Annotated in this window: 16 protein-coding genes; all 16 read left to right on the forward strand. The window is 64.3% G+C overall.

Annotation, left to right across the window (positions count from 1 at the left end; translation table 11 throughout):
* The first annotated feature begins 13 nt into the window (after positions 1 to 13).
* The 16 genes from rlmN to BC358_RS13435 all read left to right on the forward strand — a co-directional run bounded on the left by rlmN (position 14) and on the right by BC358_RS13435 (position 16,046).
* Positions 14 to 1,141, forward strand: coding sequence for a 23S rRNA (adenine(2503)-C(2))-methyltransferase RlmN (gene rlmN, locus BC358_RS13360; RefSeq protein ID WP_179130078.1), 1,128 nt, complete (start codon positions 14 to 16; stop codon positions 1,139 to 1,141).
* Positions 1,142 to 1,146: 5 nt separating this feature from the next.
* On the forward strand, positions 1,147 to 2,028 hold the full coding sequence (gene pilW / locus BC358_RS13365) for a type IV pilus biogenesis/stability protein PilW (RefSeq protein ID WP_256861504.1): 882 nt from the start codon (positions 1,147 to 1,149) through the stop codon (positions 2,026 to 2,028).
* Between the two features lie 7 nt (positions 2,029 to 2,035).
* Entirely contained in the window at positions 2,036 to 2,920 is an 885-nt protein-coding gene (locus BC358_RS13370) for a RodZ domain-containing protein (RefSeq protein ID WP_164868450.1), read from the forward strand.
* Between the two features lie 2 nt (positions 2,921 to 2,922).
* On the forward strand, positions 2,923 to 4,215 hold the full coding sequence (gene ispG / locus BC358_RS13375; RefSeq protein WP_127806968.1) for a flavodoxin-dependent (E)-4-hydroxy-3-methylbut-2-enyl-diphosphate synthase: 1,293 nt from the start codon (positions 2,923 to 2,925) through the stop codon (positions 4,213 to 4,215).
* Positions 4,216 to 4,256: 41 nt separating this feature from the next.
* A complete protein-coding gene (hisS, locus tag BC358_RS13380) occupies positions 4,257 to 5,552 on the forward strand; it encodes a histidine--tRNA ligase (protein ID WP_079366181.1) in 1,296 nt (431 codons plus the stop codon).
* Between the two features lie 60 nt (positions 5,553 to 5,612).
* Entirely contained in the window at positions 5,613 to 6,284 is a 672-nt protein-coding gene (locus BC358_RS13385) for a tetratricopeptide repeat protein (protein WP_079366182.1), read from the forward strand.
* A 26-nt stretch (positions 6,285 to 6,310) separates the two neighbouring features.
* A complete protein-coding gene (bamB, locus tag BC358_RS13390; RefSeq protein ID WP_079366238.1) occupies positions 6,311 to 7,423 on the forward strand; it encodes an outer membrane protein assembly factor BamB in 1,113 nt (370 codons plus the stop codon).
* A 45-nt stretch (positions 7,424 to 7,468) separates the two neighbouring features.
* Complete coding sequence (der, locus tag BC358_RS13395) at positions 7,469 to 8,803, forward strand: ribosome biogenesis GTPase Der (RefSeq protein ID WP_066154198.1); 1,335 nt, start codon at positions 7,469 to 7,471, stop codon at positions 8,801 to 8,803.
* Between the two features lie 68 nt (positions 8,804 to 8,871).
* Positions 8,872 to 9,141 (forward strand): RNA chaperone Hfq, encoded by a 270-nt coding sequence (gene hfq / locus BC358_RS13400; RefSeq protein ID WP_079366183.1) that lies wholly within the window; start codon positions 8,872 to 8,874, stop codon positions 9,139 to 9,141.
* Positions 9,138 to 10,316, forward strand: a complete 1,179-nt coding sequence (hflX, locus tag BC358_RS13405; protein ID WP_373270140.1) for a GTPase HflX — start codon at positions 9,138 to 9,140, stop codon at positions 10,314 to 10,316. The genes hfq and hflX overlap by 4 nt, the downstream gene beginning before the upstream one ends.
* A gap of 56 nt (positions 10,317 to 10,372) precedes the next feature.
* A complete protein-coding gene (hflK, locus tag BC358_RS13410) occupies positions 10,373 to 11,713 on the forward strand; it encodes an FtsH protease activity modulator HflK (protein WP_066154192.1) in 1,341 nt (446 codons plus the stop codon).
* Between the two features lie 26 nt (positions 11,714 to 11,739).
* Positions 11,740 to 12,624 carry a protease modulator HflC gene (gene hflC, locus BC358_RS13415; RefSeq protein ID WP_066154188.1) on the forward strand — a complete coding sequence of 295 codons (885 nt, stop codon included), beginning with the start codon at positions 11,740 to 11,742 and terminating at the stop codon, positions 12,622 to 12,624.
* Positions 12,625 to 12,822: a DUF2065 domain-containing protein gene (locus BC358_RS13420; RefSeq protein WP_066154185.1), complete on the forward strand. Its 198-nt coding sequence runs from the start codon at positions 12,625 to 12,627 to the stop codon at positions 12,820 to 12,822.
* A 68-nt stretch (positions 12,823 to 12,890) separates the two neighbouring features.
* Positions 12,891 to 14,063, forward strand: coding sequence for an ATP phosphoribosyltransferase regulatory subunit (locus BC358_RS13425; protein WP_066154182.1), 1,173 nt, complete (start codon positions 12,891 to 12,893; stop codon positions 14,061 to 14,063).
* A 13-nt stretch (positions 14,064 to 14,076) separates the two neighbouring features.
* Positions 14,077 to 15,465 carry an adenylosuccinate synthase gene (locus tag BC358_RS13430; protein WP_079366186.1) on the forward strand — a complete coding sequence of 463 codons (1,389 nt, stop codon included), beginning with the start codon at positions 14,077 to 14,079 and terminating at the stop codon, positions 15,463 to 15,465.
* A 56-nt stretch (positions 15,466 to 15,521) separates the two neighbouring features.
* The gene (locus BC358_RS13435; protein WP_066154176.1) at positions 15,522 to 16,046 is read left to right on the forward strand and encodes a phosphoribosyltransferase; all 525 of its coding nucleotides are present in this window, start codon (positions 15,522 to 15,524) and stop codon (positions 16,044 to 16,046) included.
* Position 16,047: the final 1 nt, after the last annotated feature.

The following is a 16,047-nucleotide window of genomic DNA, read 5'->3' on the forward strand; positions in this document are numbered from 1 at the left end:
TGACCATGCCATCATGACGGTCAACCTGCTCGACTTCGATCTCGAGGGCCTGACCGCCTTTTGCGAACAGCTGGGCGAAAAGCGCTTCCGCGCCGTCCAGCTGTTTCGCTGGATTCATCAGAAGGGTGCTTCGCGGTTCGACGAGATGAGTGATCTCGCCAAGAGCCTGCGTGAAAAGCTCCCATCGGTCTGCTCCATCACCGGCCTGCCGGTGCTTTCGCGCCAGGATTCGGCCGACGGCACCATCAAGTGGCTGTTCGATGTGGGCGACGGCAACGCCGTCGAAACCGTGTTCATCCCAGAAGACGACCGTGGCACGCTGTGCGTGTCTTCGCAGGCGGGCTGTGCCGTGGGCTGCCGCTTCTGCTCCACCGGTCACCAGGGCTTCTCCCGCAATCTGACGACCGGAGAAATCCTGGCCCAGCTCTGGCACGCAGAGCACTTCCTGCGCCAGCACCTGAAGTCGTCCGAGCGTGTGGTCACCAACGTTGTGATGATGGGCATGGGTGAGCCCTTGCAGAATTACAGCGCCCTGGTGCCAGCGCTGAGAGTGATGCTGGACGACCATGGCTACGGGCTCTCAAGGCGGCGCGTCACGGTGTCGACCTCGGGCGTGGTGCCCATGATCGACCGCCTCGCCAAGGACTGCCCGGTAGCGCTGGCTGTGTCGCTCCACGCGCCCAACGACCAGTTGCGCGATGTCCTGGTGCCCATCAATCGCAAGTACCCGATTGCCGAGCTGCTGGATGCCTGCCTGCGCTATCTGCCGGCTGCGCCGCGCGACTTCATCACGTTCGAGTACTGCATGCTGGACGGGGTCAATGACCAGCCTGAGCACGCCGCGCAGTTGCTGGAGCTGGTGCGGCATCACGATGGTCGGGGTGTTCCGTGCAAATTCAACCTGATACCCTTCAACCCGTTTCCCGACTCCGGCCTGAAGTGTTCGCCGCGTCCTGTGGTGCAGGCGTTCGCCAGGATCCTCAGCGAGGCTGGCATCGTGACCACCGTGCGAAAGACGCGTGGTGACGACATCGATGCAGCCTGCGGCCAACTGGCTGGAGACGTGATGGACCGAACCCAGGTCGCCAGGCGGATCGCTGCGGCCCAACCCATCCGATTTGTGCACCCAGCCAAGGAATGACAGGCATGAACGATTTCAGCGCGCGATCAGAAACTCTGCCCGGATCGGCCCCGCAGGGCGGTCGGTCTGCATGGCTGGTTCGTGCTCTGGGGATGCTGCTGCTGCTGGGGGTCATGTTGGGGCTGGGTGGCTGTGCTGCCACGTCCGTTGGCACCAGTGCCAACGCCAGCGCGGGTACGGGCACGGAGCCCATCACCGAATCGGATGAGCCCGAAGGACGCAAGCGGGCAAGGCTCCGGCTGGAGCTCGCGGCGGGCTACTTCGAGCAGGGACAGACGTCGGTGGCCCTCGATCAGATCAAGCAGTCCCTGGCGGCCGACGCCAGCTTCGGGCCCGCCTATTCGCTGCGTGGACTGGTGTACATGCGGCTGAACGAGCCGGTGCTCGCTGAAGAGAGCTTCCGCCGTGCGCTCCAGATCAATCCGCGCGACGCCGACGCCATGCACAACTACGGCGTGTTTCTCTGTCAGCGGCAGCGGTACGCCGAGGGCGTGGCACTGTTCCGCAGCGCGCTGTCCAATCCCTTGTACGTCAACCAGGCCAAGACCCTGATGATGCTGGGCACCTGCCAGTTGCGCATGGGGCAGGCCGCCGAGGCGGAGGCCAGCTTCGCGCGGTCGTACGAACTCGATCCGGCCAACCCCTTCGTGGGATACAACCTTGCGAATCTGGAATACCTCAGGGGCGAATTCACCAAGGCGCAGTTTGTGATCCGTCGCATCAACAACTCCGAGCAGGCCAACTCCGAGACCCTCTGGCTCGGCATCAAGATCGAGCGCAGGCTCAACAACGTCCAGGTGGTCGAGCAATTGGCCCAGCAACTGCAGCGCCGGTTCCCCCGTTCCAAGGAATGGGCGTCTTACCAGCGGGGGGCTTTCAATGAGTGAGGCGACCATGTCCCAGGATATGGCCTGGATGCGGCCGGTGCTGCTGCAGCAGTCGAGAGAGGCGGCCGGCCTGCACATTGCTGCGCTGGCGGCAGCGCTCAAGGTGCCTGTCAAGAAACTGGAGGCGCTGGAGGCTGGCCGCTATGAGGAGCTGCCCGATCTGACATTTGCCAGGGCGCTTGCCTCCAGCGCCTGCCGGCATCTGAAGATCGACCCGGGGCCCGTGCTGGAGCAGATTCCTTTCGGTCGCACACCCGCGCTGGGCGATACGCCGAACACCATCAACGCACCCTTCAAACCTGCCCAGGAGAGAGCAACCACGTCCGCCGTCGAATGGCTGCGGCGGCCTGCCGTGCTGGCGTCGCTCCTGCTGGTGCTGGCCGCTGCGGGCCTGTTGTTGGCTCCTGACTGGGGGCCAACGATCGACCAGCTCCGGCAAGCGGCACCGTCTGCAGCGGTCGACGCTTCGGAGCGGGTGGAGCCCGGACCAGAGGTGTCGTTGCCCCCTCCCGCGGCAGCGACTGCCGAAACCTCTTCGGGCGAATCGCAGACTGTTGTCACACCGACCGAACCGGCGACAGGAGCAAACCCTGCTGCGGCACCGGCGCCGGCGCCGGTGCCCGCTGCAGCGGCCGCCCCCGCGGATGTTGCAGACGTTGCGCTCTTGCGCATCCAGGCTGTCGGTGCTTCATGGGTCGAGGTGGTGGATGGCAAGGGCGTATCCCAGGTGCAGCGCATGCTCAAACCAGGCGATTCGCTTGACTTTTCCGCTTCACCGCCGTACTCGGTGGTGGTCGGCCGGGCCGACGCGGTCCAGGTGACGGTGCGAGGCCAGAGCTTTGATGTGATGCCGCTCGCACGCAACAGCGTGGCGCGCTTCCAGGTGAAATGACCATGCTCACAGCAACACTTCCTGATCGAGTAAGTCCTGCCGAGCCGCAGCCCATCGCCGTCAGCGCACCGCGTGTGCGGCGCAGCCGTCCCGGCGTGGTGAGGTGGGGTGACCACGAGGTCACCGTTGGCGGCGGTGCACCGGTGCGCGTGCAGTCCATGACCAACACCGACACCGCCGATGCCATCGGGACCGCCATTCAGGTCAAGGAGCTGGCACTGGCCGGTTCCGAGCTGGTGCGGATCACGGTGAACAACGATGAGGCGGCGCAGGCCGTGCCGCACATCCGGGAACAGCTTGACCGGATGGGCATTCATGTGCCGCTGATCGGTGACTTTCATTACAACGGCCACCGCCTGCTGACCGACCACCCCGCCTGCGCCGAGGCGCTGTCCAAATACCGGATCAATCCGGGCAACGTGGGGCGCGGCGACAAGGGCGACCGGCAGTTCGCACAGATGGTCGAGATTGCCGCCCGCCACGACAAGGCGATCCGCATCGGCGTCAACTGGGGCAGCCTGGACCAGGACCTGCTGGCTCGGCTGATGGACGACAACGCCCAGCGGGCCGAACCCTGGGATGCGCGCCAGGTCATGTACGAGGCGCTGATCACTTCGGCACTGGACTCCGCTCGCCGTGCCGAAGAGATCGGCCTGAATCCCGCCAACATCATGCTGTCCTGCAAGGTGTCGGGGGTCCAGGACCTGATCGCGGTCTACCAGGAGCTGGCGCGCCGCACCGACCATGTGCTGCACCTCGGCCTGACCGAGGCGGGCATGGGGGCGAAAGGCACGGTGGCTTCCACCGCGGCGCTGTCGGTGCTGCTGCAGCAGGGCATCGGCGACACCATCCGTGTGTCGCTCACTCCGCAGCCCGGTGAGGCACGGACCCAGGAGGTCGTGGTGGCCTCCGAGATTCTTCAGGCGCTGGGCCTGCGCACGTTCGTGCCCAGTGTCACTGCCTGTCCTGGTTGCGGCCGCACCACCAGCACCACCTTCCAGGAGCTGGCCAAACAGATCGACGATTTCCTGCGGGCTTCGATGCCGGTATGGCGCGCACGTTACCCGGGCGTGGAAAGCATGAAGGTCGCGGTGATGGGCTGCATCGTCAACGGCCCGGGCGAGAGCAAGCACGCCGACATCGGCATCAGCCTGCCGGGAACCGGTGAGGCGCCTGCGGCGCCGGTGTTCATCGACGGCCAGAAGGCGATGACCTTGCGCGGTGAGGCCATCGCCACCGAGTTCCAGCAGATCGTCGAAAACTACATCCAGAAGCGGTTCGGCGCCGCAGCCTGAGCCGACGGCGGCACTTGCCGCCCAACATTGCTGAGAGATTCATGGCAGAGAAACTGAGCGCCGTCAAAGGCATGAACGACATTGCACCTCCCGTGTCCGCGCACTGGGAGTGGCTGGAAGACACGCTGCGGTCGCTGATGCGCCGCTACGGCTACCGCAACGTGCGCACCCCCATCGTGGAACCGACCGCCCTGTTCATCCGGGGTCTGGGGGAAGTGACCGACATCGTCGAGAAGGAGATGTACTCCTTCGAAGACCGCCTCAACGGTGAGCAGCTGACCCTGCGCCCGGAGAACACGGCAGGTGTGGTGCGCGCCGCGGTCGAGCACTCGATGCTCTACGACGGTGGCAAGCGCCTCTACTACATGGGGCCCATGTTCCGCCACGAGCGCCCGCAGCGCGGTCGTTACCGCCAGTTCCACCAGTTTGGCGCCGAAGCGCTCGGGTTTGCCGGGCCCGATGTGGACGTGGAACTGATCGTGATGGCCTGCGACCTGTGGGCTGAGCTGGGCCTGGAGGGCATCGAGCTGGAGATCAACAGCCTCGGGCAGCCGGCCGAACGCCTGGCCCACCGGCAGGCGCTTATCAGCTACCTGGAAGAACACGCCGACCTGCTCGACGAGGATGCGCGCCGCCGCCTGCACAGCAATCCGCTGCGCATCCTGGACACCAAAAACCCGTCCATGCAGGCCATGGTGAACGGGGCTCCGCACCTCATGGCTTTTCTGGGCGCCGAGTCGCTGGAGCATTTCAACCGCCTTCGGGCGCTGCTGGATGCCCAGGGCATCGCCTACCGGATCAACCCGCGCCTGGTGCGCGGCATGGACTACTACAACCTCTCGGTGTTTGAGTTCGTGACCACCCAGCTCGGCTCGCAGGGCACGGTGTGTGCCGGCGGACGCTACGACGGGCTGTTCGAGCAGATAGGTGGCAAACCGGCGCCTGCCGTCGGTTGGGCGCTGGGCATGGAACGCATTCTCGAACTGCTGAAGGAGCAGGGGCGGCTGCCCGAGCCTGTGGCGCCGGATGCCTACGCGGTGATTCCGGATGCTTCTGCCCTGTCGGTCGCGATGCCGCTGCTCCGCCAGCTGCGCGCCCAGGGCGTGTCGGTCGCGATGCACGCCGGTGGCGCCGAGGGCATGGGCAGCATGAAGTCCCAGTTCAAGAAGGCCGATGCGAGCGGCGCGCGCTATGCACTGGTGTTCGGCGCCCAGGAGCTGGAGCAGGGCATGGTGGCGGTCAAACCCCTGCGTGGCGACCGGGCCGCCGACACCGGGCAGCAACTGCAGCCGCTGGCGGAAGTTGCCGCCTGGGGGGTGGGACTGCGCGGCTTCTGACACGCGTCTGGCACGCCACCCCACCACCTACAATCCGACGACTTCAACCAAACAACAGCCATGGCCACTCATTTAGACCTCGAAGAGCAGGAACAGATCGACCAGCTCAAGCACTTCTGGGCGCAGTACGGCAATCTGATCACCTGGGCACTGATCGTGGTGCTCGGCGGGTTCGCTGCCTGGAATGGCTGGAACTGGTGGCAGCGCAGCCAGTCGATCAAGGCGGCGGCGCTGTACGACGAAATTGAACGTGCCGCCGATGCGCGCGACGCCGACAAGATCGAACGTGCGCTCGCGGATATGAAGGACAAGTTCGGCGGAACCAGTTTCGCAGCGCAAGGGGCGATGCTCGCTGCTCAGAGCCTGTTCGAGGCCGGCAAGTCCGACGGGGCGAAAGCGGCGTTGTCCTGGGTCGCCGACAGCGGCTCCGATGATTCCTACAAGGCTGTGGCCCGTTTGCGGCTGGCTGGTGTGCACCTGCAAGCACAGGCCTACGACGAGGCGCTGAAGGTGCTGGAGGCGCCGATGCCCGAGGCCTACGCAGCGCTCGCCGCCGACCGCCGGGGCGATGTGCTGATGGCGCAGGGCAAGGCCGACGAAGCCAAGGCCCAGTACCAGAAGGCGTGGGACACCATGAACGAGCGCACCGAGTATCGGCAGCTGGTGCAGGTCAAGTTGGCGGCGCTGGGCGTGAACGTGGCGCCGTCCCCGACAGGTGGGGTGGCGCAGTGAAGCCGGCGGCCCAGGGTTCTGCCCTCATGGTGAAGCGCTTGGCGGCGGTAGCTGCTGTGGTGGTGCTTGCGGCATGCTCATCGGGGCCGTCCAAGGTCAAGCCTGCGGAGCTGCCGCCACCAGCGAACCGGGCATCGGCACAGCTGATCTGGTCCACCCAGGTCGGTGCATCGGCACTCACGCTGGCGCCGTTCGCCCATCAGGGGCGGGTCTACCTGGCGGGTGGTTCCGGCACGGTGGCGGTGGTCGATGCCACATCCGGTCGGGACGTCTGGAGAGTGAACCTCAACACGCCGTTGTCGACGGGCGCTGGCAGTGATGGGGATGTGGCCGCCGTGGTGACCCAGGGACACCAGCTCGTGGCCATGGCGGAGGGGCGGGAGCTCTGGCGGGCGCAGCTTCCCGCAGCCTCTTACACGTCACCGCTGGTCGCGGGCCAGCGGGTGTTTGTTCTGACGGCCGACCGCAGTGTGCTGGCGTTCGATGGCCGTACCGGTGCGAAGTTGTGGACGCAGACCCGACCAGGCGAGCCTCTGGTGCTGCGGCAGGGCGGGGTCCTGCTGGCTGTCGGAGACACCCTAGTCGCCGGGCTGTCAGGTCGACTGGTGGGTTTGAATCCTGACAACGGGACGCCCCGGTGGGACGTGCCGGTTGCCAACTCCCGCGGTACCAATGAGGTTGAGCGTCTCGTGGACCTCGTCGGACCTGTGAGTCGCCAGGGTGCCAGCGTCTGTGCGCGTGCGTACAACTCGGCGGTGTCCTGCGTGGACACAGACACCGGTCGCTCCGTCTGGAACAAGGCAGCACAAGGTGTGGTGGGCGTGCATGGCGACGCGCAGTGGGTCGCGGGAACCGAAACGGATGGTCGGGTGCTGGTCTGGCAACGGGCCAGTGGTGAGAAGGTCTGGGAACTGGACCGACTGAAGTTCCGGGATCTGACGGCCCCGCTGGTTCTGGGCAGGCTGCTGGCGCTGGGAGACCAGTCCGGGCAGGTGCACCTGCTGTCGACGGCGGATGGCAGTGAGCTCACCCGTCTCAGCACCGATGGGTCGGCCGTGCTTGCCCAGCCGGTGCTGTCTGGTCCTGCGCTGGTGGTCCAGACGCGCAACGGCGGCGTGTTTGCCTGGCGCTCGCAGTAAATTTTCCATTCGCCCTCAGGGCGAGCTGATCGAAAGCACCTGTTCGTGAAACCCGTGATCGCCCTGGTGGGGCGGCCCAATGTCGGCAAATCCACCCTGTTCAACCGGTTGACCGGTACCCGCGACGCCATCGTGGCCGACTTTGCGGGGCTGACACGCGACCGCCACTACGGCAACGGGCATCTGGGCAAGCGCGAGTACATCGTGATCGATACCGGAGGTTTCGAGCCCGAAGCCAGCGAGGGCATCTACCGCGAGATGGCCAAGCAGACGCGGCAAGCGGTGGCAGAGTCCGACGTGGTGCTGTTCGTGGTCGACGCGCGCGCCGGACTGAGCGCGCAGGATCATGACATCGCACAGTACCTGCGCCGCCTGGGCAAGCCCACCATTCTGGTGGCAAACAAGGCCGAAGGCATGACGCAGGGCGTGCAGCTGGCCGAGTTCTTCGAGCTCGGGCTGGGTGAGGTGCTGCCAGTGTCGAGTGCTCACGGGCAGGGTGTACGAGGAATGCTGGAAAAGGCGTTGGATGCCATCCAGGGGTTTTCGGAGGACGACGAGGAGGCTGCAGAACCGGTGGAGGGGGTGATCCGGCTTGCGGTGGCCGGGCGGCCCAATGTCGGCAAGTCGACCCTGATCAATGTCTGGCTGGGCGAAGAGCGTCTTGTGGCTTTCGATCTTCCGGGAACCACGCGCGATGCGATTTCCGTTCCGTTCGAGCGCGATGGGAAGAAGTTCGAACTGATCGATACCGCGGGGCTGCGCCGCAAGGGCAAAGTGTTTGAGGCGATCGAGAAGTTCTCCGTCGTCAAGACCTTGCAGGCCATCGAAAGCGCCCATGTGGTGCTGCTGCTTCTAGACGCCACGCAGGGGGTGACCGATCAGGACGCCCACATTGCCGGGTACATCCTCGAAAGCGGGCGTGCGGTGGTGCTCGCGATCAACAAATGGGATGCGGTGGACAGCTACCAGCGCGAACAAATCGAACGGCAAATTGAAACGCGGCTGGCGTTCCTTAAATTTGCGTCTCTGCACCTGATCTCAGCGCGAAAGCGCCAGGGGCTTGGTCCGGTCTGGAAATCCATCGTGCAGGCTCAGGCCTCCGCCATGCGCAAGATGCCAACGCCCATGCTGACCCGCCTGCTGCAGGAGGCGGTTGCCTTTCAGGCGCCTCAGAAGGTAGGCATGTACCGGCCTAAAATGCGCTACGCCCACCAGGGCGGCATGAACCCGCCGGTGATCGTGATCCACGGCAACTCGCTGGAACACGTGCCTGACGCCTACAAGCGTTTTCTGGAAGGCCGTTTCCGCAAGGCGTTCGATCTGGTCGGAACGCCCCTGCGGATCGAGTTCAAGACCTCCGACAATCCCTATAAGGAATAGGTCCGCGCGGGCGTCTTCCTGCGCTCGCCATCGGTGTGGTATGGTGCGTTCCCTTATCCACTTCATTTTTGAACACGGAGCATATCGTGAGCAATAACAAAGGCCAGCTCTTGCAAGACCCCTTTCTGAACCAGTTGCGTCGGGAGCATGTGCCCGTTTCCATCTACCTGGTGAACGGGATCAAACTGCAGGGCCAGATTGAATCGTTTGACCAATACGTCGTTCTGCTTCGCAACACTGTGACCCAGATGGTGTACAAGCACGCGATCTCCACCATCGTTCCGGGTCGCCCGGTCCAGTTCTCCGCCGTCGGTGCGGACGAATCTTCCGGCTCTTGATCCCCTCAGGTACCTCCGCACCGGCGCATCCGTCGGTTGTTCTTGTGGGGGTGGACTTCGGTCTACCCCATTTCGATCACTCGCTCGAAGAACTTGGCCTGTTGGCGAAGACGGCCGGTTTTGCTGTGGCTGATCGCGTCACCTGCAAGCGCAAGGCACCCGATCCTGCGTTGTTTGTCGGTTCGGGCAAAGCGGAAGAAATCAGGATGCTGGCGCAGGCCACTGGTGCCAGCGAGGTGCTGTTCGACCAGGCCCTGAGCCCGGCCCAGCAGCGCAACCTCGAGCGTGCGCTGGGTTTGCCGGTCAATGACCGGACCCTGCTGATCCTTCAGATTTTTGCGCAGCGCGCCCGCAGCCACGAAGGCAAGCTCCAGGTGGAGTTGGCGCGCCTTCAGTACCTCTCGACACGTCTGGTCCGGCGCTGGACCCACCTGGAACGCCAGAGCGGGGGGATTGGCATGCGCGGTGGTCCGGGTGAGACGCAGATCGAACTGGACCGCCGGATGATCGCCGAGGCCATCAAGCGGACCAAGGACCGGCTGGAGAAAGTCAAGAAGCAGCGCGCGACCCAGCGCCGGCAGCGGGAGCGGCGCGATGCGTTTGCGATTTCACTGGTGGGCTACACCAACGCTGGCAAGTCTTCGCTGTTCAATGCGCTGGTGAAGGCGCGCGCATATGCCGCCGACCAGCTGTTCGCCACGCTGGACACTACCACCCGGCAGCTGTATCTCGGTGAAGCGGGGCGGTCGGTGTCGCTATCGGACACGGTGGGGTTCATTCGCGACCTTCCGCACGGACTGGTGGATGCGTTTGCTGCAACGCTGCAGGAAGCGGCCGACGCCGATCTGTTGCTGCATGTGGTCGATGCATCCAACCCATCGCACCTGGAACAGATCGCGTCGGTGCAGGGTGTCCTGCAGGAGATCGGGGCGAACCAGGTGCCACAGATACTGGTCTTCAACAAGCTTGATGCCATGGATCCAGCCAGTGCACCCCGTGTGCTGCAGGACGCCATGGAACTCGACGGCCAAAGCGTGCCTCGTATCTTCGTGAGTGCGCTGGCGGGCACCGGCCTGCCAGAGTTGAGGGCCTTGCTGGCGTCGATCGTGCTGGAGCGTGTCGCTGGCGGTGAGCCATTTGGGGCAGATGCCCCCTCCGATGATCCGGCGCCCTGATTGGGCACAATGTGGTTTTGATCCGAAACAAGAGTTGACCATCCATGAATGTGAATATGGAATCCCTCTCCGGCGGTCCTGGTGCCGGGGTCCGTCCGGGTTGGCGGGCGAGGCTGCTGGGTGTGTTCAACCTGAACGACCCCCGCTGGGGGAGAGGCGAAGAGCCCCAGCGCGGCGACTCCGACCCCAAACCGGGTGAAAAAGACGACCTCCAGCCCCGGGGGCAGCGTCCCCAAGGTCCCAACCAGGGGCCTCCGGACCTGGACGAACTGTGGCGCGACTTCAACCGCAAGCTGGGTGGTTTGCTGGGTGGAAAAGGCGGCGGGAATCGCGGTGGCAACGGTGGAGGCACACCGGGCTTCAACCCCAGCCCCAAATCGGCGGGTATCGGTGCTGGCCTGATCGGTCTGGTGGCGCTGCTGATATGGCTGGGGACGGGCTTCTTCATCGTGCAGGAAGGCCAACAGGCGGTCATCACGCGTTTCGGCAAGTACAGCAACACGGTGGGGGCAGGTATCAGCTGGCGCATGCCGTACCCGATCGAGCGCCATGAGACTGTGGCGGTGACCCAGTTGCGTTCGGTGGACGTGGGGCGTGACGCCATCGTGCCCGCCACCGGGCTGCGTGAGTCGTCCATGCTGACCGCAGACGAGAACATCGTCGACATCAAGCTGGTCGTGCAGTTCCGCCTCAGCGATGCCCGGGCTTACCTGTTCGAAAGTCGCGATCCTGAGTCTGCTGTGGTGAAGGCTGCCGAAACCGCGGTTCGCGAGGTGGTCGGCAAGATGAAGATGGATGCCGCCCTGGTGGAGGAGCGCGACCAGATCGCTCCGAGGGTGCGGGCGCTGATGCAGACCATCCTGGATCGCTACAAGGTGGGCGTTGTGGTCGAAGGCGTCAACCTGACGCATGTGCGGCCGCCCGAGCAGGTGCAGGCGGCGTTTGACGACGTGCTCAAGGCCAGTCAGGAGCGCGACCGCGCCAAAAACGAGGCCCAGGCCTATGCCAACGACGTGGTGCCGAGGGCGCGCGGCGCGGCCTCTCGCCTGGCTGCCGAGGCGGAGGGTTACCGCGCGCGCATCGTCGGCCAGGCCGATGGTGATGCCCAGCGTTTCCGCGCGGTGCTGACCGAATACCAGAAGGCGCCACAGGTGACCCGCGACCGCATGTACCTGGACGCCATGTCCGACATTTATTCGAACGTCACCAAGGTGATGGTCGACAGCAAGGCTGGCTCGAACCTGTTGTATCTGCCGCTGGACAAGTTGATGCAGCAGGTCACTCAGTCGCCCTCGGCATCTGCTGCGGTGACGCCTCCCGTGACCAGCTCGCAGGTCCCGGCGCCTGCCACCACGAACAGCAGCAATGCCCGCTCGCGCGAGCGTGAGAGCCGCTGAAGCAAGACGTCCGGAGATTTCGAGACATGAACAAGCTTGGATTTATCGTCACCTCTTTCCTGGTGGCTCTGGCGTTTCTCAGCGCCACGTTCTTCGTGGTCGACCAGCGCCAGTTTGGCGTGGTGTTTCAGCTGGGGGAAATCAAGAAGGTCGTGACCGAGCCTGGGCTGGGCTGGAAGATTCCGCTGGTCCAGAATGTGTCCTACATAGACAAGCGGCTGCTGACACTGGAGAGCAGCGATACGGAGCCGACGCTGACGGCGGAAAAGCAGCGCGTGGTGATCGACTGGTATGTGCGCTGGCGCATTAGCGAGCCTCAGCAGTACATCCGCAACGTCGGTCTGAATGAAAGCGCCGGCGCGCTGCAGCTGAACCGGGTGGTGCGCAACTCCTTCCAGCAAGAGGTCAACAAGCGCACGCTCAACGAACTGCTGTCCAGCCGTCGCGAAGAGCTGATGGAGGACGTCAAGCGCGAGGTGCTGCGCGCAGTGGCCGGTGCTGAAAAGCCCTGGGGCATGGATGTGGTCGATGTGCGCATCACGCGCGTGGACTATGCAGAGAGCATCACGGCATCGGTCTATCAGCGCATGGAAACCGAGCGCAAACGGGTGGCCAATGAACTGCGTTCCACCGGCTTTGCCGAGGGAGAGAAGATTCGCGCCGATGCCGACCGCCAGCGCGAGGTGATTCTGGCCGATGCCTATAAGCAGGCGCAGGCGGTGAAAGGCGAGGGCGATGCCAAGGCCGCTGCGCTGTATGGTGAGGCGTTTGGCAAAGACCCGGCGTTCGCTCAGTTCTATCGCAGCCTGGAAGCGTACAAGGCCAGCTTCACCGGTAAGTCGGATGTGATGGTGCTGGACCCGTCTTCGGAGTTCTTCAAGGCCATGCGCGGCGCTCCGGCAGCCCGCTGAGTGACGACTGCGCTTTACGACCTGTTCTGGCCCACGCTGGCGCTGGTCCTCATCTTCGAAGGGCTGATGCCCTTTGTGGCGCCCAGAGTCTGGCGCCGCGTGTTTTCCGAAATGCTGCGCATGCGCGATGGCCAGATCCGTTTTTTCGGTCTGATCTGCCTTCTCTGCGGTCTGACGCTCTGGTGGTGGGTCGCCTGAGCAGCGACAGCCAAACCGAGGCGCAGCTCCCGGTAAAATCACGTTTTTAACAGCCCCCTTCATTTCACATGTCTGCCTGGGTCCTCCCGGATCACATTGCCGATGTCCTGCCGTCCGAGGCACGGCACATCGAAGAGCTTCGCAGGGGTTTGCTGGACACCGCACGCGGCTACGGCTACGAGTTGGTGATGCCGCCGATGGTCGAGCATCTGGACTCGTTGCTCACGGGTACCGGTGAAGCGCTGGACCTGATGACCTTCAAACTGGTTGATCAGCTGTCCGGCCGCTCGCTGGGGCTTCGTGCCGACAGCACGCCGCAAGTCGCGCGAATCGATGCCCATCTGCTCAACCGGCGGGGTGTGGCCCGCCTGAGTTACTGCGGGCCAGTGGTTCACACCCGGGTCGACCGTCCCCTGGCCAGTCGGGAGCCCTTGCAGTTTGGCGCCGAAATCTATGGGCATGCCGGCCTGGAGGCAGATCTGGAGGTGCTGGAGCTGGCTCAGGCCTGTCTTCGTCATGCCGGCGTTAGGCGGCTGCAGCTTGATCTCGCGGATGTGCGTGTGATCGACGCCGTCCTTTCGCCGGTGCCGCTGCCGGCCGACACGGTGCGCGCCATCCATGTTGCTCTCGCAGGCAAGGATGTGCCAGGGCTGTCCGAGCTGACCAAAGGCCTTCCTGACGCGGTGTGCAACGACCTGATGTCGCTACCAGGACTGTTTGGTGACGCCTCTGTCATTTCCAGGGCGCGATCCCTGCTGACCCCTTCTGCTGCTTTGACGCTGGCGCTTGACGACCTGCAATGGTTGGCCGACCACGCTGCGGGTGATGACGTTGTTGTCTCCGTCGACTTGGCGGATCTGCGCGGATACGCCTACTACACCGGCATGCGCTTTGCCGTGTTTGCTCAAGGGCCGCAAGGTGCTGCGATGGAGCTGGCGCGCGGAGGCCGGTACGACGAGGTGGGGGCGGTCTTCGGGCGCAAACGCCCTGCGGTTGGCTTCAGCCTGGACCTCAAGGAACTGGTTGGTGCGGTGGAGCCTCGTCCTCTGGTGGCGGCCATCCGTTCGCCCTGGGGCATGGAGCCTGGCTTGCGAGAAACCGTCGCCGAGCTGCGGGCCCAGGGCCATACCGTCGTCTGTGCCCTGCCGGGTCACGACCATGAAGTCAACGAGTTCCATTGCGACCGCGAACTGGTGCCCGATCCGGCGCGCGCGGGTGCCTGGACAGTGAAATCCCTTTAACCGGAATCAAGCAATGAGCAAGAACAGCAGCGCCGCTTCTGCGGGACGCAACGTGGTGGTCGTGGGTACGCAGTGGGGCGATGAAGGCAAAGGCAAGCTCGTTGACTGGCTGACCGAGTCCGCGCAGGGGGTCGTGCGTTTTCAGGGTGGTCACAACGCTGGACACACGCTGGTGATCAACGGGGTCAAAACTGCTCTGCACCTGATTCCCAGCGGCATCATGCGTCCCGGTGTGAAGTGCTACATCGGCAACGGCGTGGTGCTTTCGGTTGGCAAGCTTTTTGAAGAGATCGTGGGTCTTGAAAAGGCGGGTGTGGAAGTGCGTTCGCGTCTGCGGGTGAGTGAGGGGTGCCCTCTGATCCTGCCGTTCCACGCCGCGATCGACGTTGCCCGCGAGGCCGCCAAGGTCAAGGCCGGCAACGAGAAGATCGGCACCACGGGCCGCGGCATCGGTCCGGCCTATGAGGACAAGATCGCCCGCCGCGCATTGCGCGTGATGGACCTCAAGTATCCCGAGCGCTTCGCGACCAAGCTGCGCGAGTTGCTGGCGCTGCACAACCACGTGCTCAAGACCTTCCTCCACTCCGCCGAACTGGCCTGGGACGAGAAGATCGCGGGTTACATGAAGGACGGCGAGATCCAGTTTGATGCGGTCTATGACGAGGCCATGCACCAGGCCGAACTGATCAAGCCCATGATCGCCGACGTGTCCCGTGAGCTCAACGAGGCCCACAAGGCGGGTGCCAACCTGCTGTTCGAAGGCGCCCAGGGCACGCTGCTGGACATCGACCACGGTACCTACCCGTTCGTGACCTCGAGCAACTGTGTGGCCGGCAATGCAGCCGCCGGGTCCGGCGTCGGGCCGCAGATGCTGCACTACATGCTGGGCATCACCAAGGCCTATTGCACACGGGTGGGTGGCGGTCCCTTCCCGACCGAGCTGGACTGGGAGGTGCCTGGCACACCCGGGTACCACATGAGCACGGTGGGTGCCGAGAAGGGTGTGACCACGGGGCGCTCGCGCCGCTGCGGCTGGTTCGACGCCGCACTGCTCAAGCGCTCGGCCCAGGTGAATGGGCTCACCGGCCTGTGCATCACCAAGCTGGACGTGCTTGATGGTCTGCCCGAGCTCAAGCTGTGCACCGGCTACGAGCTGGACGGCGAGATCATCGACATACTGCCCGCCGGCGCCGATGAAATCTCTCGCTGCAAGCCGATTTACGAAACACTGCCAGGCTGGACCGAGAGCTCGGTCGGCAAGACGCGTTATGAGGACTTGCCGGTCAACGCGCAGCGCTACCTGGACCGCATCCAGGAGACCACTGGCGTGCCGATCCACGTGGTGTCGACCAGTCCGGACCGCGACCACACCATCCTGCTTCACCATCCGTTCAGTGCCTGAGCCTCGTTGCTCTGGTGCAGAATGAATCCACCCGCGACCACGAACGGAAGACACGCATGCTGACCGAAGACGGCAAACACCTCTACGTCTCGTACGACGAATACCACAACCTGATCGAGAAGCTGGCGCTCAAGGTCTACCAGTCCGGATGGGAGTTCGACACCATTCTGTGCCTTGCGCGCGGTGGCATGCGGCCCGGGGACATCCTGTCGCGCATCTTTGACGTGCCGCTGGCGATCATGTCCACCAGTTCCTACCGCGCCAACGCCGGGACCGAGCAGGGCAACCTCGACATCGCTCGCTACATCACCACGCCCAGAGGCGAGATTGCCGGCAAGGTGCTGCTGGTCGATGACCTGGCCGACTCCGGCCACACGCTCAGGGCCGTGATCGACACCCTCAAGAATCACTACAAGCCGATCAGCGAACTGCGCAGCGCCGTGATCTGGACCAAGGCGGTGTCGGTGTTCACGCCCGACTACTCGGTCGAGTTCCTGCCGACCAACCCCTGGATCCATCAACCCTTCGAGAGCTACGACAGCATGCGGCCGGCGCAGTTGCTCGAAAAGTGGAAGCTCTGAA

Source organism: Hydrogenophaga sp. H7 (assembly GCF_002025745.1).
GTDB classification, from domain to species: domain Bacteria; phylum Pseudomonadota; class Gammaproteobacteria; order Burkholderiales; family Burkholderiaceae_C; genus Hydrogenophaga; species Hydrogenophaga pseudoflava.

Coding starts and splice junctions, on each gene's coding strand:
- rlmN (WP_179130078.1), top strand. CDS start 14: ATGACGGTCAACCTGCTCGACTTCGATCTCGAGGGCCTGACCGCCTTT.
- pilW (WP_256861504.1), top strand. CDS start 1,147: ATGAACGATTTCAGCGCGCGATCAGAAACTCTGCCCGGATCGGCCCCG.
- BC358_RS13370 (WP_164868450.1), top strand. CDS start 2,036: ATGTCCCAGGATATGGCCTGGATGCGGCCGGTGCTGCTGCAGCAGTCG.
- ispG (WP_127806968.1), top strand. CDS start 2,923: ATGCTCACAGCAACACTTCCTGATCGAGTAAGTCCTGCCGAGCCGCAG.
- hisS (WP_079366181.1), top strand. CDS start 4,257: ATGGCAGAGAAACTGAGCGCCGTCAAAGGCATGAACGACATTGCACCT.
- BC358_RS13385 (WP_079366182.1), top strand. CDS start 5,613: ATGGCCACTCATTTAGACCTCGAAGAGCAGGAACAGATCGACCAGCTC.
- bamB (WP_079366238.1), top strand. CDS start 6,311: ATGGTGAAGCGCTTGGCGGCGGTAGCTGCTGTGGTGGTGCTTGCGGCA.
- hflK (WP_066154192.1), top strand. CDS start 10,373: ATGGAATCCCTCTCCGGCGGTCCTGGTGCCGGGGTCCGTCCGGGTTGG.
- hflC (WP_066154188.1), top strand. CDS start 11,740: ATGAACAAGCTTGGATTTATCGTCACCTCTTTCCTGGTGGCTCTGGCG.
- BC358_RS13425 (WP_066154182.1), top strand. CDS start 12,891: ATGTCTGCCTGGGTCCTCCCGGATCACATTGCCGATGTCCTGCCGTCC.
- BC358_RS13430 (WP_079366186.1), top strand. CDS start 14,077: ATGAGCAAGAACAGCAGCGCCGCTTCTGCGGGACGCAACGTGGTGGTC.
- BC358_RS13435 (WP_066154176.1), top strand. CDS start 15,522: ATGCTGACCGAAGACGGCAAACACCTCTACGTCTCGTACGACGAATAC.